We start from the raw sequence: 23,097 nt of genomic DNA, 5'->3' as shown, positions 1-23,097 counted from the left end.
ATTATTCGATACAGTGATGGGAAGCTAAGAAAAATATGATTAATCATATTGAAAAATATATAGGCACTATTTCTCATGGCTCGAAAAGCGATTCGGGAAATCAGTACAAATTAAATATCGCAGCTATTCCCTCTTCCCCTAACAGGGATTTAAAAACTTATATTACTTTAGGGTTAAGCAAACATGATCTGAATTATAAAAGCAGATTTGAAATACTTTTTGTATGTTCTTTAAAATATGATGAAAATCAGATTTTCCCATTTTTAAGATGGTTGGCAGAAACCATCATTGAGAATAAAAAAATCCTTCTTCGGGGGCAGGTTGTTTATTTGCCCAAAAGCATTGTTGATTCAACAAAAATGGACGCACTGTATGTTTCCGCCCCATTTTATTTCGACGATGATTTTCAGGTCTGTTATGGAGAACACTGCAATATCGTTTTCCCTTTGCTTGTCCCGTTGTATAAACAGGAAACAGAATTGGTGGAAAAAAAGGGTTGGAATGCTTTTGAGCAGTTCTTGCTGGATAATGAAGTTGACAACCTTTCGGATATGAATAGAAAACCGTTTATTTGGTAAGGATTTTCTTAAATTTTATCAAAATGCCGTCTGAAAACCTTTTTACTTTTCAGACGGCATTTTTTCTGCCTGCTCCCACAATTTCCGTTTTTGTGCGGCGGTCAGTTTTTTGACGGCGATTTCCTGTTTGAGCGCAGTGCCTTTATCCATGCCGCCTGCAACGATACGCATCACTACCGGTTTGAATACGCGGGTATATTTCGCGCCTTTTCCGGCCGTGTGGGCGGCAAGCCGCTGTTGTGGATTCGTGCTGATGCCGCAATAGAACGCGCTGTTTTCACACAATATCAGGTAAACGCTCCAGTTTGACGCGTTCATCTGCCTGCATCCTGAGTTTTTTTCCCGTTCCAAGGCGCAACTTTCAGCAACAACAGCATACCTGGCAGGGCAAGTATGAAACACAGCTGGAAAAACGGTACATAACCGAGCCATTCGATCAGATAACCAGCAAAGGAATTGATGACCGTACGGGGAACAGCGGACAGGCTGGTAAACAGTGCGAGCTGCGTTGCCGTAAACGCGGGATTGGTCTCGCGCGCCATATACGATACAAACGCCGCCGTCCCCAACCCCACTCCGACTGCCTCTGCGCCGATAACTGCCGCCAGCATCAGCCTCTCGCTCGTACCGACTGTGTCGAAATGTCCGAACCCTGCCAGCCATACAAACCCCAAAACGGTTACAGCCTGCACCGCGCCGAATATCCACAAGGCTTTGTTTACGCCGATTTTCAGCATCCACACGCCGCCCAAGATACCTGCCGCCACTGCCGGCCACAGTCCTGCATTTTTCGCAATCAAACCGATGTCTGTCTTGCTGAAACCCATATCCAGATAAAACGGCGTTGCCAACGCGGTTGCCATACTGTCGCCGAGTTTGTAAAGGAAGATAAACAGCAGCACGCATACAGCCGAAGCGATGCCTTTACGTGTAAAAAATTCTTTAAACGGCTCTACCACGGTCTGCTTCAACGTTTTAGGAACGGAAGGCGGCAACATGGGTTCGCGCGCGAGAAACAGCGTCATCAGAAGACCGGGCAGCATAAACAGCGAAGTGATGACAAACACCTCCGGCCACGGCATCCTGTCTGCCAGCACCAGGCTGAGCGAACCCGGAACCAAAGCAGCAATCCGGTAGGCGTTCACATGGACCGAGTTGCCCAAACCCAATTCCTCGTCCGACAAAATCTCGCGCCTGAATGCATCCAATACAATGTCCTGACTGGCGGAAAAAAAAGCGACAAGCACCGACAAGCCGGCAATCAACGGCAGATGATTCCGGGGGTTTAAAAAGGCATATGCCGCCAAAGCCGCCAGCAACCCTGCCTGCGTCAGCAGCATCCACCCGCGCCGCCGCCCCAAAACGGGCAGCCTGACCGCGTCCATCAGCGGCGACCACAAAAATTTCCAAGTAAACGGCAGACCGATTAACGCCATCAGCCCGATGATAATCAAATCCACCTGCTCGCTGCGCAACCATGCCGGAATCAGGTTAATCAGAAAGTACAGCGGCAGCCCCGAGGTAAACCCCGTAAAAATACAGACAAGCATATTGCGGGAAAAGATTTGCCCGATAAAACCTGATTTCGATACAGTCATGGTTCAAACAGCCAAGAAATAAAAGCCTATTGTAGCAAATATCGCCCAACCGCTGAAAAACACCGCCCCTGCTCCGCCGTTTTGCCGTTTAAATGCAAAATGCCGTCTGAAACTTTGTTCAGACGGCATTTCTACTGAAACCTGAAAGTTTACAGGCTGTAATACATTTCAAATTCCAGCGGATGCGGTGCCATGCGGATGCGGCGGACATCTTCTTCTTTGAAGGCGATGTAACTGTCGATCCAGTCTTTGCTGAACACGCCGCCGCGCAGGAGGAATTCGTGGTCGGCTTTGAGGGCGGCCAGTGCTTCTTCCAAAGAAGCGCAAACGGTCGGCACCAATGCATCTTCTTCCGGCGGCAGGTCGTAAAGGTTTTTATCGGCAGGGTCGCCCGGATGGATTTTGTTTTGAATACCGTCCAAACCGGCCATCAATAAAGCGGCGAACGCCAAGTATGGGTTGGCGGTCGGATCGGGGAAACGCGCTTCGATGCGGCGTGCTTTGCTACTGTTCACGGACGGAATGCGGATGGACGCGGAACGGTTTTTGGCGGAGTATGCCAGTTTGGTCGGCGCTTCAAAGTGCGGTACAAGGCGTTTGTAGGAGTTGGTGGACGGATTGGTAATCGCGTTCAGGGCCTTGGCGTGTTTGATGATGCCGCCGATGTAGTAGAGCGCGGTGTCGCTCAAACCGGCATAGCCGTCGCCTGCAAACAGGTTTTGACCGTCTTTCCAAATGGATTGGTGAACGTGCATACCGCTACCGTTGTCGCCCATGATGGGTTTGGGCATGAAGGTGGCAGTTTTGCCGAAGTTGTGGGCGACATTTTGAATCACATATTTCATGTCTTGGGTTTGGTCGGCGCGTTTGACCAGTGTGCTGAACTTCGTGCCGATTTCCATTTGGCTGCCGGTACCGACTTCGCTGTGGTGGACTTCGACTTCGATGCCGAGTTCTTCCAAAATGTTCACCATGGCGGAGCGCAAATCTTGACCGCAGTCAATCGGGGCAACGGGCGCATAACCGCCTTTGACGGCAGGGCGGTGGCCGGTGTTTTGACCGTCCATATGCAGACCGCTTGCCCATGCGCCGCTTTCGGACGTGATTTCGTAACGGGTTTTGTGCATATCGGTTTCAAATTCTACGCCGTCGAAGACGAAGAATTCAGGCTCGGGGCCGAAGTATGCCGTGTCGCCGATACCGGAAGATTTCAAATAGGCCTCGGCGCGGCGGGCGATGGAGCGCGGGTCGCGGTCGTAACCCTGACCGTCGGCAGGGTCGATGACGTCGCAGGTAATAACGACGGTAACATCATCATAAAAAGGATCAACGAAGGCTGTAGACGCATCGGGACGCAGCTGCATATCGGAAGCCTGAATGCCTTTCCAGCCGCCGATAGACGAACCGTCAAACGCCTGACCGTTTTCAAACCACTCTTCGGGGTCTTCCAACACGATGCGCGCAGGCACGGTAAAGTGGTGCTGCTTGCCTTTGGTATCGGTAAAGCGCAAATCGACAAAGCGGGCTTCGCTTTCTTCAATCAATTTTACGGCGTTTTTAATAGACATTTTTCAGCTCCTGGAAAAGGGAAATAGCAAAATATGCGGAACGCGGCAGATTAGCTCAAAGCCAGCATGATTCTACCACGTCCATACCGTCTGAAACTCGCCCTGCGTCAAATTCCAAGCCGGAAAATATAGTCTCAGACGGCAGGATTGTCAACAATATGCTTCGGTTTGTCTGTTCAAAAGCGGAATACCCGCCCTTTTGTCCGAATGCCGACAAAACAGATGCCGTCTGAAAGCAGTTCAGACGGCATCTGTTGTTTGGTTTGAAAACGGTCAACGGGGATAGCGGTTACAGACAAATTCGTACTGAGCCTCTCCAAGCGTACCGGGAATAACATAATTCCATTTAGCATAGGATGGTGTATCAGAACCGATAGGGTTTCCCGATTTGGAATACGCCGTTGCTGTCAAAAGCCTATGACGTTTACCACTGCAATCCATTTCCAACAACGCTTTAGCTGTATTATAAGATTTTCCATTGTCATGCTTTTGCGGCTTTGCGTACCTATATTGAAACCATGCTCTGTTGTCCGTACGGCTGTCTGCATCACCAAATATGGTATCAGTATTGTTACTGTCATTACCTAACCACAACCAATCCTCCGCCACCGCTGGCGTTGCCAACCCTAATGCAAATACTGCCAAGCACAACATCTTTTTCATGTCCGCCCCTTTCGTCCTTGTCAACAAAATAAAGTTAAATTGTAACAAAAAAAAAAGCGACTTTTTTTCAAGAAAAAACATTCCGTCATACTACCTGACAACCGTTTCAGACGGCATCGTTTCCATCTGTACGCCGCCGTTATAAAATAGCCTTCCCGTCTTTTGGAACACGACCATGACCGCCCTCCCCCGCTACGCCGTTTTCGGCAACCCCGTCGCCCACAGCAAGTCGCCGCAAATCCATCGGCAGTTTGCCCTTCAGGAAGGCGTTAACATTGAATACGAACGCATTTGCGCCGACATCGACGGTTTCGCGCAGGCGGTTTCGACATTTTTTGGAACAGGCGGTTGCGGGGCAAACGTTACCGTACCGTTCAAACAGGAAGCGTTTCATCTGGCGGACGAGCATTCCGACCGCGCTTTGGCTGCCGGTGCGGTCAATACGCTGATTCTGTTGAAAAACGGCAAGCTGCGTGGCGACAACACCGACGGTATCGGTTTGGCCAACGACATCACGCAGGTCAAAAACATTGCCATCGAGGACAAAACCATTTTGCTTTTGGGCGCAGGCGGCGCGGTGCGCGGCGTGATTCCGGTATTGAAAGAACATCACCCTGCCCGTATCGTCATTGCCAACCGTACCCACGCCAAAGCTGAGGAATTGGCGCGGCTTTTCGGCATTGAAGCCGTCCCGATGGCAGATTTGAACGGCGGTTTTGATATCATCATCAACGGCACGTCCGGTGGCTTGAGCGGTCAGCTTCCTGCCATCAGCCCTGAAATTTTTCGCAACTGCCGCCTTGCCTACGATATGGTTTACGGCGACGCGGCGCAGGCGTTTTTGAACTTTGCCCAAAGCAACGGTGCGGCCGAAGTTTCAGACGGCCTGGGCATGCTGGTCGGTCAGGCTGCCGCTTCCTACTCCCTCTGGCGCGGATTTACGCCCGATATCCGCCCTGTTATCGAATACATGAAAGCCCTGTAACCATGTTCCGCATCATCAAATGGCTGATTGCCCTGCCCATCGGCATCTTCATTTTCTTCAACGCTTATGTGTACGGCAACATCATTACCTACCGTGCCGTCGCGCCGCATCAAACCGCCTTTATGTCGATGCGGATGAAGCAGTTCGAACAAGAAGGACGCAATGTCGCCCTGGATTACCGTTGGGTTCCCTACGACCGCATTTCCACCAACCTGAAAAAAGCCCTGATTGCTTCCGAAGATGCCCATTTTGCCGGACACGGTGGCTTCGATTGGGGCGGCATTCAAAACGCCATCAGACGCAACCGAAACAGCGGCGAAGTGAAGGCGGGCGGATCGACCATCAGCCAGCAGCTTGCCAAGAACCTCTTCCTCAACGAAAGCCGCAGCTATCTGCGCAAAGGGGAAGAGGCGGCCATTACGGCGATGATGGAAGCCGTTACCGACAAAGACAGGATTTTCGAACTGTATCTGAATTCAATCGAGTGGCACTACGGGGTGTTTGGCGCGGAAGCTGCGTCCCGATATTTTTATAAAAAACCGGCCGCAGACCTGACCAAACAGCAGGCGGCGAAACTGACTGCCCGCGTCCCCGCCCCGCTCTACTACGCCGACCATCCGAAAAGCAAACGGCTGCGCAACAAAACCAATATCGTGCTCAAACGCATGGGTTCGGCAGAATTGCCTGAAGACGACACCGACTGAGTGCCGCCGCAATATAAAATGCCGTCTGAAATATCATTCAGACGGCATATGTTTTCTGCCTTTACCCTCTTCTCCAAAACGCAACGGGGCGATCATTATCGCTTTTGTCCTTCTACATAACGGTCAGACACAAAACGTGTCCGACACGGACAACTTCCCAAAAACAGCAGGCAAAAAAATAACCGCTTATAAGCGGTTTTTTGGTGGCCAGAGGCGGAATCGAACCGCCGACACACGGATTTTCAATCCGTTGCTCTACCAACTGAGCTATCTGGCCTTTGTCTGTCTCGTTAAGAGATGCGTATTAAACCAAATTACGGGACGACATGCAAGCATATCGGGCAATATTCTTTGAAAACAGGTTTAAGTCAATGTTTTAAATTTGAATTAATTTATGTAAAAACAGCATAAATCCGTATTTTTGCCGCCTGCCCGACGATATTAGGCCGCCCGTCTGAAAAATATTTTCAATATTTGAAGTTCTCGCCCAGATAAACAGAACGAACCTGTTCGTTTCCGACCAAATCATCAGGTTTTCCCGATGCCAACACCGTGCCGTCTGAAATAATGTAGGCCCGATCGCAGATGCTGAGGGTTTCGCGTACATTGTGGTCGGTAATCAATACGCCGATACCGCGCGACTTGAGAAACCCGATGATTTTTTGGATGTCGATGACGGCGATGGGATCGACGCCGGCAAAAGGCTCGTCCAGCAAAATAAAATGCGGTTTCATGGCGAGTACGCGGGCGATTTCGACGCGTCGGCGTTCGCCGCCCGACAAAGATGGAGCAGGATTATTGCGCAAACGCTCGATATTCAGATCGGCAAGCAGTTTTTCAACTTCGCCGTCGATGCGGCTTTTGTCTTTGGTGCTGATTTCTAAAATGGCGCGGATGTTTTGTTCGACGGTCATTTTGCGGAAAATCGAGGCTTCCTGCGGCAGGTAGCCGACACCCAGGCGGGCGCGTTCGTGTATAGGCAGGTGGCGCAATTCCTGCCCGTCCAGCATCACGCTGCCCGCATCGGCGGCAATGAGTCCGACAATCATGTAGAAACTGGTGGTTTTACCCGCACCGTTGGGCCCGAGCAGGCCGACGACTTCCCCGCTTTCGATTTCGAGGGAAAAGCTTTTAACGACTTGGCGTTTTTTAAAACTTTTTTGCAGGTTTTGAACAACAAGGCGGCTAACGTTTGCGCTCATAAATATCTCTTCAATATCTTCAGTCGGCATATGCCGTCCGAACCGGGTTTATGTTTCAGACGGCATTTTGGGATTATTCGGATTTTTGCGTACTCGAAGGCTGGATGATGACACTGACCCTGCCGGATTTGGAAGCGGATTTTGCGCCGGATTTTGTGCTGCCGCTGATGGTATAGACTTCGGTTTTGGTGTTGTATGTAATCACCGCGCCTTCGGCGACATCGCCGCCGCGCTGTACTTTGGCATTACCGGTTAAGACTACGGTGCTGCCTGCAGACGAATAAGCAACGTTGTTTGCCTGACCGCGCACCGTCCCTTTGCCCCCGTCCAACGTTTGGCTGAAGCGCACGGGCGAGCCGTCGGCCTTCATAAACTGTTCGCCTTTGCCATTACGCGTTACGTTGACGCGGGCGGCGGAAATATTGAGCGTACCCTGTCTGATGACGACGTTTCCGCTGAATGTGGTGCTTTGGTTGGCTTGATCGAGCGAACCTTGGTCTGCCTCAATCTGAATAGGCTGCCTGCTGTCGCTCTGAAGGGCAAAAGCGGGGGATGCCGAAAAAAATGCTATTAAAACAAAAATTTTACATATTTTTTGTATCATAAATCGTGGCTTTCACTTTAGATGAGAAATTCAACAAGCCTGTTTTGTGGTCGTAAGTCATGCCGCCCGCCTGCCCGTGCGACGCGCCGTATTGAAAGCTGACGGGCGTGTCGGTTTGGGCATATTGCGATTCGGTATCAACATGAAGCTTGTCGGTTTTTACCGTACCCGCCTGCCGCCTGCCGTCGCTGGTTTTGTTCAGGACGACATGGTTTTTAAAGAGAACTTGTTTGGTTTCGGTATGGTAGACGGCTTCGTCGCTGCCGACTTCGTACAACAACCTGCCTTCTTGGAAGAAGGAAAGGTGCGGCGACTCGAAATGTATATCGCTGCTTTCCGGAAACTGTTTCGCGCCCTTTGAGCTCAAATGTTCTTTCAAGTATCCCTGTTCGTCAAACCGCCTGCCGTCCAAGCCGTCCATTGTGTATTGAGGTTCGTCGGGATTGAGCCTGACTTCCTCGATTTCGACTTCGCTGATACGACCCAACCATGCCGACAGACCGCCCAAGGCAACCGCCAATATCAATGGGAACGCAATTCCGTACCGCCATCTTACTTTCATTTGATGTACTCGTTCAAAGCCGCGCCCAGCGTACCTTTCGCGCGCATAATCAGGTCGCACACTTCGCGCACCGCGCCCGCACCGCCGGGGCGTTTGGCAATATAGGCGGCGTGTTGCAGCGTAAACCAATGCGCGTCGGGGACGGCAACCGGCAATCCGCAGCGCACCATCACCGGCAAATCGACCACGTCGTCGCCGATAAAAGCACACTCGGCTTCTTCCACGCCTGCCTGCACGCGCAGCTCTTCATACGCGGCGCGTTTGTCCGAAATGCCTTTGAAGTAGTAATTTATGCCCAACTGTTTGACGCGGATGCCGACGGAGGGCGCGTCCCGACCTGTGATAATCGCAGTCTGCACGCCGCTTGCCTGAAGCATTTTCAGACCGTGTCCGTCCAGTGTGTGAAACGATTTGATTTCTTCGCCGTTATCGCGGATAAATATGCGCCCGTCGGTCAAAACACCGTCCACATCCAAGATCAGCAGTTTGATTTTGGCGGCGCGCGCCTGTAATTCGGGAGAAATTGCCTGCATGGGATTTCCTTGTTTTCAGACGGCATATCTTACCACAAATGCCGTCTGAAACGGCTGCAACGCCTTATACAATCCGTGCCGCCAGCAGGTCGTGCATATTCAGCGCACCTGTCAGCACGCCGTCTGCATCGGTAACCAGAAGCCCGTTCACATGGTTTGCCTGCATGACTTTCAGGGCTTCGGTAGCGAGACGTTCGGCGGAGATGGTTTTAGGGTGTGTATGCATGACTTCGTCTATCGAAAGACCGGTAAAGTTGTCGCATTCTTGAAACAGGCGGCGCAAATCGCCGTCGGTGAATACGCCTTTCAGACGGCATTGCCCGTCCGTTACCGCCAACATGCCCAAACCTTTCTCGCTCATGCTGACGATGGCTTCTTTCAAGGGCGTGCCGAGTCGGACGGCAGGCAGGCCGCCGCCTTTGTGCATAATGTCGGCAACGCGTAAAAGCAGGCGTTTGCCGAGGCTGCCGGCAGGATGGCTCAAGGCGAAATCGTCGGGCGTGAACGCGCGTGCGCGCAGCAGGACGACCGCCAACGCATCGCCCAAAGCCATGACGGCGGTGGTGCTGGTGGTCGGGGCAAGCCCCAGCGGGCAGGCTTCTTTAGAAACCGACGCCGTGATGTGGATGTCGGCATGGCGCGCCATGGTTGAATCGGGGCGGGCGGTGATGCAGACGAGGGTAATGTCTTTGCGTTTGAGCGCGGGGATGATGGCGGTGATTTCATCGCTTTCGCCGGAATTGGAAATCGCGACGACAACGTCGTTGTCCACAATCATGCCCAAATCACCGTGTGCCGCTTCCGCAGGGTGGACGAAAAACGCAGGCGTGCCGGTCGAAGCCATGGTTGCTGCCATTTTGCGCCCGATATGTCCCGACTTGCCCATGCCGGTAATGACCACCCTGCCCTTGCAGTGCAACAACGCGTCTGCCGCAAGGACGAAGTTTTCGTCCAATTCCGCTGCAATTTCGCGCAAGCCTTCCGCTTCGGTGTGCAACACTTCGCGCGCCCAATCGAGATATTTTTCGTTTCCTGCCATCGCAATCCGCCTTTGCTGTAATAAAACTACCCAAAATTTCCGAATCGGGGTAGCATAAACCTTTGAAACATACACATCTGTCCAAAGGAATCAGAAATGACTATTTTATCGGACGTTAAAGCATTAGGACAACAAATCTGGCTGGACAACCTTTCCCGATCGCTCGTGCAAAGCGGCGAATTGGCGCAAATGCTGAAACAGGGCGTGTGCGGCATAACTTCCAATCCCGCCATCTTCCAAAAAGCCTTCGCCGGCGACGTGCTTTACGCCGATGAAATCGCCGCCCTCAAGCAGCAAAACCTCAGCCCCAAACAACGCTACGAAACCATGGCGGTTGCCGACGTACGGGCAGCCTGCGACGTTTGCCTCGCCGAACACGAATCCACCGGCGGCAAAACCGGTTTCGTCAGTCTCGAAGTTTCTCCCGAACTTGCCAAAGACGCGCAAGGCACGGTAGAAGAAGCCCGCCGCCTCCATGCCGCCATCGCACGTAAAAACGCCATGATTAAAGTTCCTGCCACCGAGGCAGGCATCGATGCGCTCGAAACCCTCGTTTCAGACGGCATCAGCGTGAACCTGACCCTGCTATTCTCACGCGCCCAAACCCTCAAAGCCTACGCCGCCTACGCGCGCGGCATTGCCAAACGCTTGGCAGCCGGACAAAGCGTTGCCCATATCTACGTCGTCGCCAGCTTCTTCATCTCCCGTGTGGACGGCGCACTGGACACAACGCTGCCCGACCACCTCAAAGGCAAAATCGCCATCGCCCTTGCCAAAGCCGCCTACCAAGACTGGGCGCAATACTTCGGCAGCTCGGAATTTGCCGCACTGGAAGCCCAAGGCGCAAACCGCGTACAGCTTTTGTGGGCATCTACCGGCGTGAAAAACCCAACCTATCCCGACACGCTCTACGTTGACAGCCTGATCGGCGCGCACACCGTCAACACCGTTCCCGATGCCACGCTCAAAGCCTTTATCGACCACGGCACAGCCAAAGCCTCGCTGACAGAAGGCGTAGAAGAAGCACAAGCGCAGCTCGCCGAAACCGCTGCGCTCGGCATAGATGTCGAAACCTTGGCGGCGCGTTTGCAGGAAGACGGTTTGAAACAATTTGAAGAAGCGTTTGAAAAACTGCTCGCACCGTTGGTTTAAACTTTTCATCCCCGATGCCGTCTGAAAGGCTTTCAGACGGCATCGCCCTTTTGACCGGACACAGTGGGTTCACCCTAAAAATATTAATCAACAAGAAGTTAATGCACGACATTATCCACCAACACAAAAGGAAATAGAATCATGGCAAAAGCACTCGAAATCATTTCACCCAATGAAATTTATTCAGATCTAATTTTTAAGGATCCGGTACCTCCCCATACTATATATACAGAATTGATGAAACTGGTTGATAGAAATGCAGGTAATGAGAGAATTGCAGATAGAGCCTTCGATTTTTTCTCGCCTGCTCTTATGGATGATTCAGCTACCGAAGAGCAATATAATGCTCTATATGATTTAACCTTGCTTGAAGAGCCTGGGATGGAACTGAATAAAGATGAGATAATGGCTTTGATTAATAGTCTTAAATAAAAGGGGGCTGTACCGGATATGTACACAGGACGTTTCGCCCCCAGCCCGACGGGGCTGCTCCACATCGGCTCGCTGCTGACCGCCGTCGCTTCCTATGCCGATGCACGCTCAAACGGCGGCAAATGGCTGGTCCGCATGGAAGACCTCGATCCACCGCGCGAAATGCCGGGGGCGGCAAGCCATATCCTGCACACGCTTGAGGCATTCGGATTCGAATGGGACGGAGAAGTCGCCTATCAGAGCCGCCGTTACGCCCTGTATGAAGAAACCCTATGCCGTCTGCAAACCGCCGGACTGGTCTATCCCTGCCATTGCAGCCGCAAAGACTGGCAGGCCGGGGCAAGGCGGGGCGCAGACGGGTTCGTCTATAACGGACGTTGCCGCCACCCCGGCCAACGCCCTGTACTGCAAGGCAAACAGCCGGCGTGGCGCATCCGCGTCCCCGACCGCGTTATCGGTTTTTCAGACGGCATCGTCGGCGGTTACACCCAAAACCTCGCCGGCGACATCGGCGATTTCGTCCTGCTTCGTGCAGACGGTTACTGGGCATACCAACTCGCCGTCGTTGCCGACGATGCCGAACAGGGTATTACCCACATCGTCCGCGGACAAGACCTGCTCGTTTCCACGCCGCGCCAAATCTATTTGCAGCAGTGTTTGGACGTTCCGACACCGCAATATGCCCACCTGCCGCTCCTGACCAACGCACAAGGGCAGAAATGGTCGAAACAGACGCTCGCACCCGCATTGGATTTAAACCGCCGCGAACAACTCCTCCGCCAAGTGTTCCGTTACCTCAACCTGTCCGAAGCACCGGAAACCGACCGCCCTGCCGAACTGCTCGACTGGGCTGTGGCACACTGGGATATGGACAAAGTGCCGAAACACGCCATTACCGCCCCCTAAACACCGCCCGACAAACGCACAAATGCTGTCTGAAACCTTCAGACGGCATTTCACACATACAGCCTCGCCCTATTCGCGCGTATTTGCCCGCTCAACCTCTTTCCATGCTTCGAGAATCAGGCTGCCGTCGTTGTCTTTCAAGAGCGTTGCGTCGGAAAGCATACGCCGCCAAGTGCGGGCGTTTTTCAGACCGTGCATCAGCCCGAGGCTGTGGCGGACGATGTGGCGCAATATTGTGCCGCGTCCGGCTTGGATTTGGGCTTGGCTGTATGTATAGAGGCGCTGCACCAAATCGGCGTATTCGATTGGGCTGCGGGTATCACCGTAAAACAGCCTGTCCCATTCGTGCATGACCATCGGGTTGTGGTATGCCTCACGTCCGACCATTACGCCGTCAACGTGTTGCAGGTGTCCGGCGATTGCTTCGTTGGTGGTGATGCCGCCGTTGATGATGATTTCCAGATTGGGAAACTCTTGCTTGAGGCGGTAAACGTAATCGTATTTCAAGGGCGGAACATCGCGGTTTTCTTTGGGGGAAAGTCCGTCCAGCCAAGCGTTGCGTGCGTGGACGATAAAGGTTTTGCAGGTGGTTTTGTCGCGCAGCGTGCCGACGAAATCGGCAACGGTTTGGTATTCGGTCTGCCTGTCCACGCCGATTCGGTGTTTGACGGTAACAGGGATGCCGACCGCGTCCTGCATGGCGTTGAGGCAGTCGGCAACCAGCATGACTTCGTTCATCAGGCACGCGCCGAACGAACCTTTCTGCACGCGCGGACTGGGACAGCCGCAGTTGAGGTTGACCTCGTTGTAACCGTATGCCTCGGCGGCTTTGGCGGCTTTCGCCAAATCGGACGGATCGCTGCCGCCCAGTTGCAGGGCGACGGGCTGCTCGCCTTCGTTAAACATCAAAAAGCGGTCTTTGTCGCCGTAAACAATCGCGCCGGAATTGACCATTTCGCTGTAAAGCCATGTGTTGCGGGTAATCTGGCGGGCGAGGTAGCGGTAGTGCCGGTCCGTCCAGTCGAGCATCGGTGCAACGGACAGGCGGCGGGGAGGAAGGGTGTGTGTATTGTCGTTCATTATCGGTATGATGAAATAGGTTTGAGGATACGGCCGACCGGGAATCCAGTCAGAACAGCCTGCCGGAATCCAGCAGTATGGTTACCGGCCCGTCATTGCAGAGCGATACCTGCATATGCGTCTGAAAACGTCCCGTTTCGACATGAATCCCGTGCCCGCGCAACAGTTCTGCCGTATGCAGATAAAGCCGTTTTGCCTGTTCTGCAGGTGCGGCTTTCGAAAATGACGGCCGCCGGCCACTTGTCGCATCGGCATAAAGCGTAAACTGCGACACCAGCAGCACGGAGCCCCCGATATCTTTCAAAGACAGGTTCAACTTTCCCTCACCGTCTTCAAACACACGCAAATGGGCAATTTTGTCGGCAATATATTGCGCATCTTTATCGGTATCATCATGTGTTACACCGAGCAACACGACAAACCCGCCGTCAATTTTGCCGCAGGTTTCCGTGCCGGCTTCGGACACAACATCCACCTTTGCACCTACCGTTTTCTGTATGACCGCACGCATCGGCCGTCCTCCTTGTCTAAAAGCGGATAATGCCGTCTGAAAAGGATTCAGACGGCATCGATATCGAAAATGCCATTACGGTTTGATACCGTTTTCTTCCAAAAGGGCATCGATTTTCAAGCGGACTTTTTCTTGTTTCAAACCCTGCTCCAATTGGTTTCTGACCAATTCGAAAGGCTGCGCTTCCGGGTCTTTCTCGACCGCGCCGAGTTTGAACAGGTAATAGCGTTCGCCCAATTTGACCGGATCTCGGGTTACGTCGCCGCGATTCATATCGGCCAATCGGGAAGACAGTGGCTCGGGAAGCTGCTGCGCCATAATGAAATCATCGAACGCCTGCTCGTTGTTCGGATAACGCTTCATCAGCCCTTCAAAAGACAGCCCTTTGAGCAGGAGCTGCTGAGCCTGACGCGCCTCATCTTCCGTAGCAAAACCGACCTGCTGCAATTTAATCATGCGGGTCTGCCGCTCATAAAACTGATGCAGTTCGCTTTCGGAAACCGTTTCCGAACGTTCCAAAAAGCGGACGTATTCTTGGGCGTAAAAAGACGCTTCGGCAATTTTAAAGCGGTTTTGAACGCCTTTATCCTTATCCAATCCAGCCTGCAACGCCCCGTTTTTCAAAACTTCCAAAGTTTGCAGTTGACGGACGGCATCGTTTCGGATTGCCCGTCCATCCGGTTTTGGGGATTGTTCCGTATGCCGGTCCGACTGCCGCATGACTTGTGCCACTACTTCATCCACCAAAGCCGGATCGACTTCGGGTGCTTTAGCTGCCGCGAGACCCGCCAACACGACGGCAAGAACGGCGGCAACAGTTTTTTTCTGTTTCATAATACTCCCGGTTTCATACGGCGGCAGGACGCTCTCCTACCGTCTTTGCCGCCGTACCCTGTTGTCAAATTTATTTGACAGGTTTGATATCCGCCTTGTTCAACAATGCACCGACGGCACGGTCAATCCGTTCTGCCTGAAGGTCGCCGGCAATCTGTTCTTTCAATTCATCAAAAGAAGGCACTTTCACATCGCGGCGGTCGTTGACATAATAAACGCCGTAGAAATCGCCGTTTTTCAGCGGAACTGCCGTAAACTCACCTTTCTTCAAGTCTTTCACTGCCTGATAAAGCGGAAGGGCATCTTGTTCCAAATTCTTCAGAGGCACATATTCGTCCGGCGCGCCGGTCTGCTTGGCACGGTCATTGAGCGAGTATTGTTTCAAGACGGCATCGAAACCCTTTTTCGCCTTCAGGTCGGCAACCGCTTTTTTCGCATTGTCTTCCTTGTCGGTCAAGACTTCGCCCAGCTGTACTTCCTGCGTACCTTTATAAAAACCGCTAATATTGTCATATGCGGCTTTTGCGTCCTGCTCTGAAACCGGTTGGGTTTTGGCGATATGCAGCGCGTATGCCCTGCCGTTCAATTCATATTCCACTGCCGACCAGACGGTTTTAAAAGACGGTTTTTTATCATCACCCGACTTCTTCGCCTCGGCACGCAATTTGGCCAGCGTGTCTTTAAACTCTGCCGACTGGTCGAGTTTCAAACGTTTGACTTCCTGCGCAACCACGGTATTGACCACTTCGTTTTCCAGTAGGGCTTGGCGCAACCGGGGAGAATCTTCGGCACGGCTGTTTTCTGCACGGAACGCGGCAACCTGGGCATCAATGACGCTGCTGTCGATTTTTTGACCGTTGACGGTTGCCAGTGTTTGGGCAAACAGGCTGCCTGAATAGGCAAGCAGTGCAACGGAAGTAAGGATTTTTGCTTTCATAGTCTTCTCTCTTTAATTGAAATATTCGGACGGACAAAGTCAGTCCGGAACATGAAAATACTCGTCAGGAGTAGCCGCCCTGATGCCGAGCGCGTGAATCATGCCGTCTGCAAACAAATCTTTAAGCAGGGATTTGACCGTTTTCTGACGGTTCAGGCGGCTTACGCCTTCAAAATGCCGGCTGACGACCAGTACGGCATAATGCCCGCCGCCCGTATTTCCGGCATGCCCCCTGTGAAGGTGGCTTTCATCGCCGATTTCCAAGATGTCGGGAGCAAGCGCCTGCAGGCGTTCGCGTATCAGCTCGACCGTCTGCATCACTTGAACACGGCTTTAAACGGTTTAATCAGCACTTCGCTATACACGCCGGCATGAACATAGGGATCATCTTCCGCCCAAGCCTGCGCCGCGTCCAAAGACTCGAACTGCGCCACAATCAGACTGCCCGAAACGCGGTTAGGGTCTTCCGGCAAAGGATTCGGACCTGCGGTCAGCAGCCGTCCTTCCGATTTCAACGTTTCCAGCCGTTTGAGGTGTTCGGGACGTGCCGCCATACGCGCTTCATGCACATTCTCCCCGTCTGTTGCCAGCAACATAAAATATTCCAAAGTCAATCCTCCTTTTTCAGATAGGTACTCAGATAAACACCCTGAATAATAAAGAAAACAAGCATCAGCGCAGTCGAACCGAACATCTTATAGTTAACCCATTGCGCTTCAAACCTAGTAAACACAAACCAGTTGGCAATACCCATAAAAATCAGAAAACCGACCCACATATACGTCAATTTTCCCCATACGGCATCCGGAAGTGAGATTTCCCTGCCGATACTCGCCTTTAAACCGTTTTTGCCCGCAAGGTGGCTGCCCAGCAGGAATAACGCCCCGCACCAGAACAATACTGTCGGCTTCCACATAATGAAGCGGCTGTCGCCCAAAACAATGGTTGCGCCGCCGAATATCACAATCAGCAGCAGACTGACCCACTGCATCGTATCCAGCCTTTTATGCTTCCAATACAGGAAAACTGCCTGAACCACGCCTGCAACCAAGGCAACCGCCGTAGCGGCAATCATATTTTTGGTAACGGTATAAGTAGCGAAAAACAAGATGACGGACAAAAGGTCGCTGACAAATTTCATATCCAAATGATAAAGCAAATCAAATAATCGCTAATCATACAGGCAGAACCCTGCTTTTGCACCTGTAAAACCAACAAATTTTGTTTTGACCTGTGCAAATCTGTACAGATGTTTTTGAAAAAAGATGGAGATATGTCATAATTTGTAAAAATGGTGCATTACCGTCATCCAGATGCAGCTTCGGTCAGTACATTCACATACCGAATATCCTGCCGCCCGACTGTGTTTCAATGCCAAATTATGAGGCTGTACGCGTCCAGACCGTATTCAGCCGCCAACCTATTAGGGGATACATCTTGAAAAAAAACATACAAATCAAACTGATTGCCGCCTCCATTGCCATGGCGGCATCCTTCCAGGCATATGCAGGACTGGGCGGACTTGATGTCCGTTCTAATCTTGACGAACCCTTTTCCGGCAATATTGCCGTAACCGGAGAAGAAGCCAAAGCCCTGCTCAACGGCGGCAGCGTTACCGTTTCCGAAAAAGGCATGACCGCCAAAGTCCGTAAACTCGGCAATAAAGCCGTCATTACCGTTTCCTCCTCGCAAGCCGTCCGCGATCCTGTTTTGGTATTCCGAGTTAACGCAGGTGCCCAAGTGCGCGAATACACTGCCATCCTCGACCCTGTCGGCTATTCATCCGCCACAACCAAACCCACGCCTTCTTCGGACAACCACTCTGTAAACCACAAAACCGCACCGGGAACAGAAACCAAAGAAAGCCAAACTGACAAGGCCTACCACGAAACCAATAAAAAAGATGAGGCAAATACAGCCGGCAAAACCAACGTACAACACGCAAAACCGGTACGCAACGGCAAAACCCATACCGTCCGCAAAGGTGAAACAGTCAAAGGGATAGCTACCGCCATCCGTCCGAAACACCTGACAATCGAACAAGTTATCGATGCGCTGCTTAAAGCAAACCCGGATATTTCCCGACACGGCAAACTGCGTGCAGGCAGCATGCTTCAGATTCCGAATCTGAACAAAATTAAAGCGGCAGCCCCCAAAAAAGTTAGAAAAGAATACAGCAAGCCGCAAACGGAAAAATCCAAAACCGACACCATGCCGTCTGAAATATCTCAACCGGCTCCGACAGAAAAACCTCTTGAAAAACAAGCAACGGTGCCTACCGAAGAAAAAACAGACAAACCGGTTGTCCAACCCGCCGCCAAACCTGCCGCTACGGAAGCGCCTGCTTCGGCAGCAGTTGAACGCAACCCCGTACCTACCGAAAACACCGCAATACCGGAAGCAGCGTCTGCCGTCACTGCCGAATCCTCATCCGGGGAAACTGCCGCTTCCGCTATCAATGCATTGGCTGACGAAACCAATCATGCCGTATCCGAGCCTATTACCGAACCTGCCAGCGAAGTTGCTGCCGAACCTGTCGAACAGGCATCTGCCGAAGGGGAAACCACCGACGGACTGTTGAGCGAACTGTTCGACGGCTCGTACACCATGCTGCTTGCCGGCGGCGGTGCGGCTCTGATTATCCTGCTGTTGCTTTTGCGCCTTGCACAATCCAAACGCGCACGCCGTACGGAAGAACCTGTTTTCGAAAAAGAAGCAGGGTTCGGCCTTGACGACGCGGCTGACGACGGCATAGAAATTACCTTTACCGAAACTGAAAGCACGCCCACCCAAGAAACCGGCGGAAATATCCCTCTCGCATTAAGTGAAGAATCTGAAGAAGAATTATCGAAAACGCAAACATTCAATTTAGAGAGTGATACACCTTCCAACCACATCGACTTAGATTTCGATAATTTGGAAACCGCCCAAAACGGCATCTTGTCCAGTGCACTCACTCAGGATGAAGAGACACAAAAACGTGAACATGCCGATTGGAACGATATAGAATCCACTGACAGCGTGTACGAGCCCGAACCCGTCAATCCGTATAACCCTGTCGAGATCATAATCGATACACCTCAACCACAACCTGCCGAACAGGAAAGCGTGCAGGCGGAAATCGACACTGATTTCTACAACAACCTGTTCCCAAGCAACACCCTTGTCTCGGAAAAAACAGAAGCTGAAGAACCTGCATCAGACATACATGCCCTATCCGGACTGTCAGGCTTCCTGAAGGCATCTTCATCAGAAACCGTCTTGGAAGAACCTGTCGCCGAAGCCCCGACACAGGAAGAATTAAATGACTTCCTGAAAACAGGTGAAACCAAAAAGGCAATTAGTGAAAACGTTGAAGAGGCAGCCAACTTCAATACTGCCGCAGACGACTTATCTGCCCTGCTGCAACCTTTTGCAACACCTGCCATCGAAGATGCTGCACCGGAAAATATTTCTGAAGTATTTGATTCCAACACACCTGCAGAAAATGATTTGCACGATTTTCTAAAAGACAGTGAAACAGAAACGGTAGACTGGAACATTTCACTCCCTGAAGAAAATATCCAAAACGGTGCATACAAAACAGCAATTACCTCGGAATCCGTAGGTTCCGACGCACCGCTCGAAGCGAAATACGATCTTGCCAAAATGTATCTTGAAATTGACGATCGCGATGCCGCTGCCGAAACGGTGAAAGAATTGCTGGAAGAAGCAGAGGGCGACATACTCAAACGTGCTCAAGCATTGGCGCAAGAATTGGGCATTATGTAACCCCCACCACCCTTTCACAAACAAAAGATGCCGCTTTAAACGGCATCTTTTTTATGTTTGATACCCTAGAACCGAGACCTGTAAATAAAAATGCCGTCTGAAACCCTATCAGATTTCAGACGGCATTTCTCAACCTGTATCAGATATCCGTATAAACAACCGAATCATCCCCGCTTTGTTTCTGGATAAATTCGATTTTGTAACCGTCCGGGTCTTCAACAAAGGCAATGACTGTAGTGCCATGCATCATCGGACCTGCTTCACGAATGACTTTTCCGCCTTTTTCTTTAACACGTTCGCAAGACTCGTAGGCGTTGTCGACTTCAACGGCAATATGTCCGTAGGCGTTACCCAAATCATATTGCTCCGTATCCCAATTGTGGGTCAGCTCCAAAACAGTGCTGTCGGCTTCATCACCATAACCGACAAAGGCAAGAGTAAACCTGCCTTCGGGATAGTCTTTGCGGCGTAACAATTTCATACCCAATATGCTTTGGTAAAAATCAAGGGATTTTTCAAGATTGCCCACACGGAGCATGGTATGGAGTAAACGCATTCTTTTATGTTCCTTTTATGTTTTATACTTCAATTTTGTTTGGTGTAAACGTCTGCCATTTGCTGCAGGCAGGACAATGCCAAAAAAAGACTTGGGATTTGAAATGGCAGTTTCGGCACCGGTACATCACGCTACGCTGGAGCTGCCTGCCCACCACAGAACGCATCATGTCCGCATCGGCTTTCCAAGTCGGATCCATATCGCTGATTCTCAAACCGAGCAGGCGGTAAACACCGTTCAAGTCCGGTTTGCGCCGAACAAGCTCGATAGCAGTTTGTGCAGCCTCTTTCTCCCCCCTGAGCAATAAGGATTTCTCGTACACGACGTTAATCAAATCAAGTTCCGGGAAGGTCTGCATATACCCTATCAGGCGATTTAATCCTTCTTCAGGCTTTCCTTGCGCCGCATAAGCGTCATAAAGTTTCTCTCCGACCATGCTCAAATAGGCATGATTTTGCTGTTCGACAGCGGCATACGCTTCAACCGATGCAGGAAAATTGCCCTGCCTGTATTCAATGTCGCCTAAAATCATATTGGCACGGGTACATCTTTTGTTGGCCTCAAGGGCTTTACCGACATTAAAACGTGCAACATCAAAATTGGACTTAAACAATGAAGCCTGTGCAAGTTCGCAATAAAACTGGGCGATTTCAAACTGATATGTCTGTTCGTCGTGACTGAGGAGTTGGGCGGTTTCAATCGCTTTTTCCCAATCCCTGTCCTGCTGGTAGATATTGAGCAGGTGCTGTCTGGCTTCACGCGCCATTTCACCGTCTTGCAGACTGAGGAAAATCTGTTCGGCACGGTCAACCAACCCAGCACTTTGATAGTTTTGCGCCAATTCAAACAACACGCGCGCACGCTTGGCTCCGGTTGTATCGGGAGAGTCAAGCAATGTTTGGTGCATATTGATGGCTTTGTCGTTTTCGCCACGCTGACGGTAAAGCTTGCCGAGGGTGAGGTTCAAGTCGTATGACTGAGGCTGCTGATCGATGACCTCTGCCAATTCCCTGGCGGCACGTCCGCTGTTGCGGTCAACCAAGGCATCCAGACTTTTGTAAAATCCCGACGGTATGCTTTTTGCCTGCTTTAATACGGTCTTCATATCCACACGGGCGGCAAACCAGCCCATCGCGAAGAAAACGGGCAAAAGGATAATCGGCAGCAGGATAATCCACAATTCATTGTCCATATCGGCTTTCTCAAGGCTGTTTGGCAGATTCGGGCGCATTTTGCGCCGGTGGCGCGGTCAGCTCTTTCTCCGTCAAACGCGCATTTTTCTTTACTTCGGCACGCAACCTGCCGTTCTCGCCACGTAACGACAACAACCGTCCGAACAATGCAAACATTCCAAAAACAATACCGACTACAAATGCGCCAAACAATATGACAATCAGCGGCAAATTGACACTCTGCCCCGGAAGATAGGAAAAGGTAACCGCATCTGTATTAATAACGGCAAGCAGCAGAAAGAGCAGCAGGATAATGATTTTGATGACTGTATAAATAAGTTTCATGATTGCTCCACAAATAAAAATGCCGCCGCAGACAGCTTTACATTCTGACTAAGGGTTGTGCTAGTTTAAACGATTTAAACGGTTTCGGATAGGACACGCAAGCGTGTTTCGAACGGCATCCGCCTGCTACCCCTGCCTTACAAACATCAAAAATTACCGACAATTTTTCAAACCGCCCTTATCTTTCCATTTGAAAAGAAAAGGATTGAATATCCAGACAACAGAAAAACCCACGGCACACTTGTCAAAACCCCGTTTGCAGGCGTATCTTTACAGTCTTCAAATTTAAACCGTTCATATCAGAATAAGAAAGGCTTTTCATCATGAGCAGACCCGTACCCGCCGTATTCGGCAGCGTTTTTCACGCCCAAATGCCCGTCCTTGCATACCGCGAAGGCAAATGGCAGGCTGCCGAATGGCAATCCTCGCAAGACCTCACCCTCGCACCCGGCGCGCACGCCCTGCACTACGGCAGCGAATGTTTCGAGGGACTGAAAGCCTTCCGTCAGGCAGACGGTAAAATCGTACTGTTCCGTCCGACTGCCAATATCGCGCGCATGCAGCAAAGTGCGGACATTTTGCACCTGCCGCGCCCCGAAACCCAAGCTTATCTAGATGCGCTGGTTGAATTGGTTAAACGCGCCGCCGATGAAATTCCCGATGCACCTGCCGCCCTGTACCTGCGCCCGACCTTAATCGGTACCGATCCCGTTATCGGCAAAGCCGGTTCTCCTTCCGAAACCGCCCTGCTGTATATTTTGGCTTCCCCCGTCGGCGACTATTTTAAAGTCGGCTCCCCCGTAAAGATTCTGGTGGAAACCGAACACATCCGCTGCGCCCCGCACATGGGACGCGTCAAATGCGGCGGCAACTACGCTTCCGCCATGCACTGGGTGCTGAAGGCGAAAGCCGAATATGGCGCAAATCAAGTCCTGTTCTGCCCGAACGGCGACGTACAAGAAACCGGTGCATCTAACTTTATCTTGATTAACGGCGATGAAATCATTACCAAACCGCTGACCGACGAATTCCTCCATGGCGTTACCCGTGATTCCGTACTGACTGTTGCCAAAGATTTGGGCTATACCGTCAGCGAACGCAATTTCACAGTTGATGAACTGAAAGCTGCAGTGGAAAACGGTGCAGAGGCAATTCTGACCGGTACGGCCGCGGTCATTTCCCCGGTAACTTCTTTCGTGATTGACGGCAAAGAAATCGAAGTGAAGAGCCAAGAACGCGGCTATGCCATCCGTAAGGCGATTACCGACATCCAGTACGGTTTAGCAGAAGACAAACACGGCTGGCTGGTTCGCGTGTGCTGATATTTCGAATAAGGAAATGCCGTCTGAAACAACTTCAGACGGC

Annotated in this window: 27 protein-coding genes and 1 tRNA gene; 8 read left to right on the top strand and 20 right to left on the bottom strand. The window is 51.5% G+C overall.

Translation table 11 applies throughout. From position 1 onward, the window contains the following. The first annotated feature begins 35 nt into the window (after nt 1-35). On the top strand, nt 36-578 hold the full coding sequence (locus tag DQM57_RS00410) for a suppressor of fused domain protein (protein ID WP_111726220.1): 543 nt from the start codon (nt 36-38) through the stop codon (nt 576-578). 42 nt (nt 579-620) lie between these two features. Here the strand turns inward: DQM57_RS00410 and DQM57_RS00405 are convergent, their stop codons facing one another. The 4 genes from DQM57_RS00405 to DQM57_RS00385 form a co-directional block, all read right to left on the bottom strand. Then, nucleotides 621-896, bottom strand: a complete 276-nt coding sequence (locus DQM57_RS00405) for a GIY-YIG nuclease family protein (RefSeq protein WP_111726218.1) — start codon at nt 894-896, stop codon at nt 621-623. Then, nucleotides 893-2,176, bottom strand: a complete 1,284-nt coding sequence (locus tag DQM57_RS00400; protein ID WP_111726216.1) for an AmpG family muropeptide MFS transporter — start codon at nt 2,174-2,176, stop codon at nt 893-895. The genes DQM57_RS00405 and DQM57_RS00400 overlap by 4 nt, the downstream gene beginning before the upstream one ends. Before the next feature lie 149 nt (nt 2,177-2,325). After that, nucleotides 2,326-3,744: a type I glutamate--ammonia ligase gene (glnA, locus tag DQM57_RS00395; protein ID WP_107959695.1), complete on the bottom strand. Its 1,419-nt coding sequence runs from the start codon at nt 3,742-3,744 to the stop codon at nt 2,326-2,328. A 273-nt stretch (nt 3,745-4,017) separates the two neighbouring features. Then, a complete protein-coding gene (locus tag DQM57_RS00385; RefSeq protein WP_111726214.1) occupies nt 4,018-4,407 on the bottom strand; it encodes a surface-adhesin E family protein in 390 nt (129 codons plus the stop codon). A 175-nt stretch (nt 4,408-4,582) separates the two neighbouring features. On the opposite strand from DQM57_RS00385, the gene aroE reads away from it, so the two are divergent. Beyond that, complete coding sequence (gene aroE, locus DQM57_RS00375) at nt 4,583-5,392, top strand: shikimate dehydrogenase (RefSeq protein WP_111726212.1); 810 nt, start codon at nt 4,583-4,585, stop codon at nt 5,390-5,392. A gap of 2 nt (nt 5,393-5,394) precedes the next feature. Then, the gene (gene mtgA / locus DQM57_RS00370; RefSeq protein WP_107996255.1) at nt 5,395-6,096 is read left to right on the top strand and encodes a monofunctional biosynthetic peptidoglycan transglycosylase; all 702 of its coding nucleotides are present in this window, start codon (nt 5,395-5,397) and stop codon (nt 6,094-6,096) included. 201 nt (nt 6,097-6,297) lie between these two features. On the opposite strand, the gene DQM57_RS00365 is transcribed toward mtgA, so the two are convergent. The 6 genes from DQM57_RS00365 to DQM57_RS00340 form a co-directional block, all read right to left on the bottom strand. Next, a tRNA-Phe gene (locus DQM57_RS00365) sits at nt 6,298-6,373 on the bottom strand. Between the two features lie 190 nt (nt 6,374-6,563). Beyond that, nucleotides 6,564-7,298, bottom strand: a complete 735-nt coding sequence (lptB, locus tag DQM57_RS00360) for an LPS export ABC transporter ATP-binding protein (RefSeq protein ID WP_002261126.1) — start codon at nt 7,296-7,298, stop codon at nt 6,564-6,566. Nucleotides 7,299-7,371: 73 nt separating this feature from the next. Further along, nucleotides 7,372-7,902 carry a lipopolysaccharide transport periplasmic protein LptA gene (gene lptA, locus DQM57_RS00355; protein ID WP_003676538.1) on the bottom strand — a complete coding sequence of 177 codons (531 nt, stop codon included), beginning with the start codon at nt 7,900-7,902 and terminating at the stop codon, nt 7,372-7,374. After that, nucleotides 7,883-8,464 carry an LPS export ABC transporter periplasmic protein LptC gene (lptC, locus tag DQM57_RS00350; RefSeq protein ID WP_111726210.1) on the bottom strand — a complete coding sequence of 194 codons (582 nt, stop codon included), beginning with the start codon at nt 8,462-8,464 and terminating at the stop codon, nt 7,883-7,885. Before lptC ends, lptA begins: the two co-directional genes overlap by 20 nt. Beyond that, the gene (locus DQM57_RS00345; protein ID WP_111726208.1) at nt 8,461-8,997 is read right to left on the bottom strand and encodes a KdsC family phosphatase; all 537 of its coding nucleotides are present in this window, start codon (nt 8,995-8,997) and stop codon (nt 8,461-8,463) included. The genes lptC and DQM57_RS00345 overlap by 4 nt, the downstream gene beginning before the upstream one ends. Nucleotides 8,998-9,061: 64 nt before the next feature. Beyond that, nucleotides 9,062-10,036, bottom strand: coding sequence for a KpsF/GutQ family sugar-phosphate isomerase (locus tag DQM57_RS00340; protein ID WP_111726206.1), 975 nt, complete (start codon nt 10,034-10,036; stop codon nt 9,062-9,064). Nucleotides 10,037-10,132: 96 nt separating this feature from the next. On the opposite strand from DQM57_RS00340, the gene tal reads away from it, so the two are divergent. The 3 genes from tal to gluQRS all read left to right on the top strand — a co-directional run bounded on the left by tal (nt 10,133) and on the right by gluQRS (nt 12,526). Continuing rightward, entirely contained in the window at nt 10,133-11,188 is a 1,056-nt protein-coding gene (gene tal / locus DQM57_RS00335; protein ID WP_111726204.1) for a transaldolase, read from the top strand. Between the two features lie 141 nt (nt 11,189-11,329). Then, on the top strand, nt 11,330-11,620 hold the full coding sequence (locus DQM57_RS00330; protein WP_111726202.1) for a hypothetical protein: 291 nt from the start codon (nt 11,330-11,332) through the stop codon (nt 11,618-11,620). A gap of 18 nt (nt 11,621-11,638) precedes the next feature. Beyond that, nucleotides 11,639-12,526 (top strand): tRNA glutamyl-Q(34) synthetase GluQRS, encoded by an 888-nt coding sequence (gluQRS, locus tag DQM57_RS00325; RefSeq protein WP_111726200.1) that lies wholly within the window; start codon nt 11,639-11,641, stop codon nt 12,524-12,526. 69 nt (nt 12,527-12,595) lie between these two features. Here the strand turns inward: gluQRS and dusA are convergent, their stop codons facing one another. From dusA to DQM57_RS00290, 7 genes are all read right to left on the bottom strand, one after another. Next, a complete protein-coding gene (gene dusA / locus DQM57_RS00320; RefSeq protein WP_111726198.1) occupies nt 12,596-13,606 on the bottom strand; it encodes a tRNA dihydrouridine(20/20a) synthase DusA in 1,011 nt (336 codons plus the stop codon). A 49-nt stretch (nt 13,607-13,655) separates the two neighbouring features. Then, on the bottom strand, nt 13,656-14,117 hold the full coding sequence (gene dtd, locus DQM57_RS00315) for a D-aminoacyl-tRNA deacylase (protein WP_111726196.1): 462 nt from the start codon (nt 14,115-14,117) through the stop codon (nt 13,656-13,658). A gap of 75 nt (nt 14,118-14,192) precedes the next feature. After that, complete coding sequence (locus tag DQM57_RS00310; RefSeq protein ID WP_107959675.1) at nt 14,193-14,951, bottom strand: peptidylprolyl isomerase; 759 nt, start codon at nt 14,949-14,951, stop codon at nt 14,193-14,195. Nucleotides 14,952-15,021: 70 nt separating this feature from the next. Beyond that, on the bottom strand, nt 15,022-15,888 hold the full coding sequence (locus DQM57_RS00305; protein ID WP_107959673.1) for a peptidyl-prolyl cis-trans isomerase: 867 nt from the start codon (nt 15,886-15,888) through the stop codon (nt 15,022-15,024). Between the two features lie 39 nt (nt 15,889-15,927). Continuing rightward, nucleotides 15,928-16,206 (bottom strand): BolA family protein, encoded by a 279-nt coding sequence (locus tag DQM57_RS00300; RefSeq protein WP_003676560.1) that lies wholly within the window; start codon nt 16,204-16,206, stop codon nt 15,928-15,930. Then, nucleotides 16,206-16,496, bottom strand: a complete 291-nt coding sequence (locus tag DQM57_RS00295; RefSeq protein WP_192882205.1) for a YciI family protein — start codon at nt 16,494-16,496, stop codon at nt 16,206-16,208. Before DQM57_RS00295 ends, DQM57_RS00300 begins: the two co-directional genes overlap by 1 nt. 2 nt (nt 16,497-16,498) lie before the next feature. Next, nucleotides 16,499-17,029, bottom strand: a complete 531-nt coding sequence (locus DQM57_RS00290; RefSeq protein ID WP_107959670.1) for a septation protein A — start codon at nt 17,027-17,029, stop codon at nt 16,499-16,501. Between the two features lie 296 nt (nt 17,030-17,325). Between DQM57_RS00290 and DQM57_RS00285 the strand changes: the two genes are divergently transcribed. Beyond that, nucleotides 17,326-19,659, top strand: a complete 2,334-nt coding sequence (locus DQM57_RS00285; protein ID WP_111727593.1) for a motility hub landmark protein FimV — start codon at nt 17,326-17,328, stop codon at nt 19,657-19,659. A gap of 139 nt (nt 19,660-19,798) precedes the next feature. Here DQM57_RS00285 and gloA read toward each other — a convergent pair whose 3' ends face one another. Genes gloA through DQM57_RS00270 form a run of 3 tightly spaced genes read right to left on the bottom strand, consistent with a single transcriptional unit; the run spans nt 19,799 to nt 21,732 of the window. Further along, nucleotides 19,799-20,215 carry a lactoylglutathione lyase gene (gene gloA, locus DQM57_RS00280; protein ID WP_111726195.1) on the bottom strand — a complete coding sequence of 139 codons (417 nt, stop codon included), beginning with the start codon at nt 20,213-20,215 and terminating at the stop codon, nt 19,799-19,801. A gap of 22 nt (nt 20,216-20,237) precedes the next feature. Continuing rightward, nucleotides 20,238-21,407: a lipopolysaccharide assembly protein LapB gene (lapB, locus tag DQM57_RS00275; RefSeq protein WP_107996515.1), complete on the bottom strand. Its 1,170-nt coding sequence runs from the start codon at nt 21,405-21,407 to the stop codon at nt 20,238-20,240. Nucleotides 21,408-21,417: 10 nt separating this feature from the next. Beyond that, complete coding sequence (locus DQM57_RS00270; RefSeq protein ID WP_107859474.1) at nt 21,418-21,732, bottom strand: LapA family protein; 315 nt, start codon at nt 21,730-21,732, stop codon at nt 21,418-21,420. A 323-nt stretch (nt 21,733-22,055) separates the two neighbouring features. Here DQM57_RS00270 and ilvE point away from each other — a divergent pair, with 323 nt between their 5' ends. Further along, nucleotides 22,056-23,054 (top strand): branched-chain-amino-acid transaminase, encoded by a 999-nt coding sequence (gene ilvE / locus DQM57_RS00260; protein ID WP_107959666.1) that lies wholly within the window; start codon nt 22,056-22,058, stop codon nt 23,052-23,054. The last annotated feature ends 43 nt before the right edge of the window (nt 23,055-23,097 follow it).

Origin of the sequence: Neisseria cinerea, from assembly GCF_900475315.1 — a bacterium.
Classification (GTDB): domain Bacteria; phylum Pseudomonadota; class Gammaproteobacteria; order Burkholderiales; family Neisseriaceae; genus Neisseria; species Neisseria cinerea.
The sequence above is the reverse complement of the archived record's forward strand: the minus strand, read 5'-3'. Positions and strand labels throughout refer to the sequence as shown.

What these genes read in the sequence shown, in the direction of transcription:
- DQM57_RS00290 (WP_107959670.1), bottom strand. Translation starts at nt 17,029, where the DNA reads ATGAAATTTGTCAGCGACCTTTTGTCCGTCATCTTGTTTTTCGCTACT.
- gloA (WP_111726195.1), bottom strand. Translation starts at nt 20,215, where the DNA reads ATGCGTTTACTCCATACCATGCTCCGTGTGGGCAATCTTGAAAAATCC.
- ilvE (WP_107959666.1), top strand. Translation starts at nt 22,056, where the DNA reads ATGAGCAGACCCGTACCCGCCGTATTCGGCAGCGTTTTTCACGCCCAA.
- lapB (WP_107996515.1), bottom strand. Translation starts at nt 21,407, where the DNA reads ATGGACAATGAATTGTGGATTATCCTGCTGCCGATTATCCTTTTGCCC.
- mtgA (WP_107996255.1), top strand. Translation starts at nt 5,395, where the DNA reads ATGTTCCGCATCATCAAATGGCTGATTGCCCTGCCCATCGGCATCTTC.
- dtd (WP_111726196.1), bottom strand. Translation starts at nt 14,117, where the DNA reads ATGCGTGCGGTCATACAGAAAACGGTAGGTGCAAAGGTGGATGTTGTG.
- lptB (WP_002261126.1), bottom strand. Translation starts at nt 7,298, where the DNA reads ATGAGCGCAAACGTTAGCCGCCTTGTTGTTCAAAACCTGCAAAAAAGT.
- DQM57_RS00405 (WP_111726218.1), bottom strand. Translation starts at nt 896, where the DNA reads ATGAACGCGTCAAACTGGAGCGTTTACCTGATATTGTGTGAAAACAGC.
- DQM57_RS00400 (WP_111726216.1), bottom strand. Translation starts at nt 2,176, where the DNA reads ATGACTGTATCGAAATCAGGTTTTATCGGGCAAATCTTTTCCCGCAAT.
- lptA (WP_003676538.1), bottom strand. Translation starts at nt 7,902, where the DNA reads ATGATACAAAAAATATGTAAAATTTTTGTTTTAATAGCATTTTTTTCG.
- tal (WP_111726204.1), top strand. Translation starts at nt 10,133, where the DNA reads ATGACTATTTTATCGGACGTTAAAGCATTAGGACAACAAATCTGGCTG.
- DQM57_RS00410 (WP_111726220.1), top strand. Translation starts at nt 36, where the DNA reads ATGATTAATCATATTGAAAAATATATAGGCACTATTTCTCATGGCTCG.
- glnA (WP_107959695.1), bottom strand. Translation starts at nt 3,744, where the DNA reads ATGTCTATTAAAAACGCCGTAAAATTGATTGAAGAAAGCGAAGCCCGC.
- DQM57_RS00340 (WP_111726206.1), bottom strand. Translation starts at nt 10,036, where the DNA reads ATGGCAGGAAACGAAAAATATCTCGATTGGGCGCGCGAAGTGTTGCAC.
- DQM57_RS00310 (WP_107959675.1), bottom strand. Translation starts at nt 14,951, where the DNA reads ATGAAACAGAAAAAAACTGTTGCCGCCGTTCTTGCCGTCGTGTTGGCG.
- lptC (WP_111726210.1), bottom strand. Translation starts at nt 8,464, where the DNA reads ATGAAAGTAAGATGGCGGTACGGAATTGCGTTCCCATTGATATTGGCG.
- gluQRS (WP_111726200.1), top strand. Translation starts at nt 11,639, where the DNA reads ATGTACACAGGACGTTTCGCCCCCAGCCCGACGGGGCTGCTCCACATC.
- DQM57_RS00330 (WP_111726202.1), top strand. Translation starts at nt 11,330, where the DNA reads ATGGCAAAAGCACTCGAAATCATTTCACCCAATGAAATTTATTCAGAT.
- DQM57_RS00385 (WP_111726214.1), bottom strand. Translation starts at nt 4,407, where the DNA reads ATGAAAAAGATGTTGTGCTTGGCAGTATTTGCATTAGGGTTGGCAACG.
- DQM57_RS00270 (WP_107859474.1), bottom strand. Translation starts at nt 21,732, where the DNA reads ATGAAACTTATTTATACAGTCATCAAAATCATTATCCTGCTGCTCTTT.
- dusA (WP_111726198.1), bottom strand. Translation starts at nt 13,606, where the DNA reads ATGAACGACAATACACACACCCTTCCTCCCCGCCGCCTGTCCGTTGCA.
- aroE (WP_111726212.1), top strand. Translation starts at nt 4,583, where the DNA reads ATGACCGCCCTCCCCCGCTACGCCGTTTTCGGCAACCCCGTCGCCCAC.
- DQM57_RS00300 (WP_003676560.1), bottom strand. Translation starts at nt 16,206, where the DNA reads ATGCAGACGGTCGAGCTGATACGCGAACGCCTGCAGGCGCTTGCTCCC.
- DQM57_RS00345 (WP_111726208.1), bottom strand. Translation starts at nt 8,997, where the DNA reads ATGCAGGCAATTTCTCCCGAATTACAGGCGCGCGCCGCCAAAATCAAA.
- DQM57_RS00305 (WP_107959673.1), bottom strand. Translation starts at nt 15,888, where the DNA reads ATGAAAGCAAAAATCCTTACTTCCGTTGCACTGCTTGCCTATTCAGGC.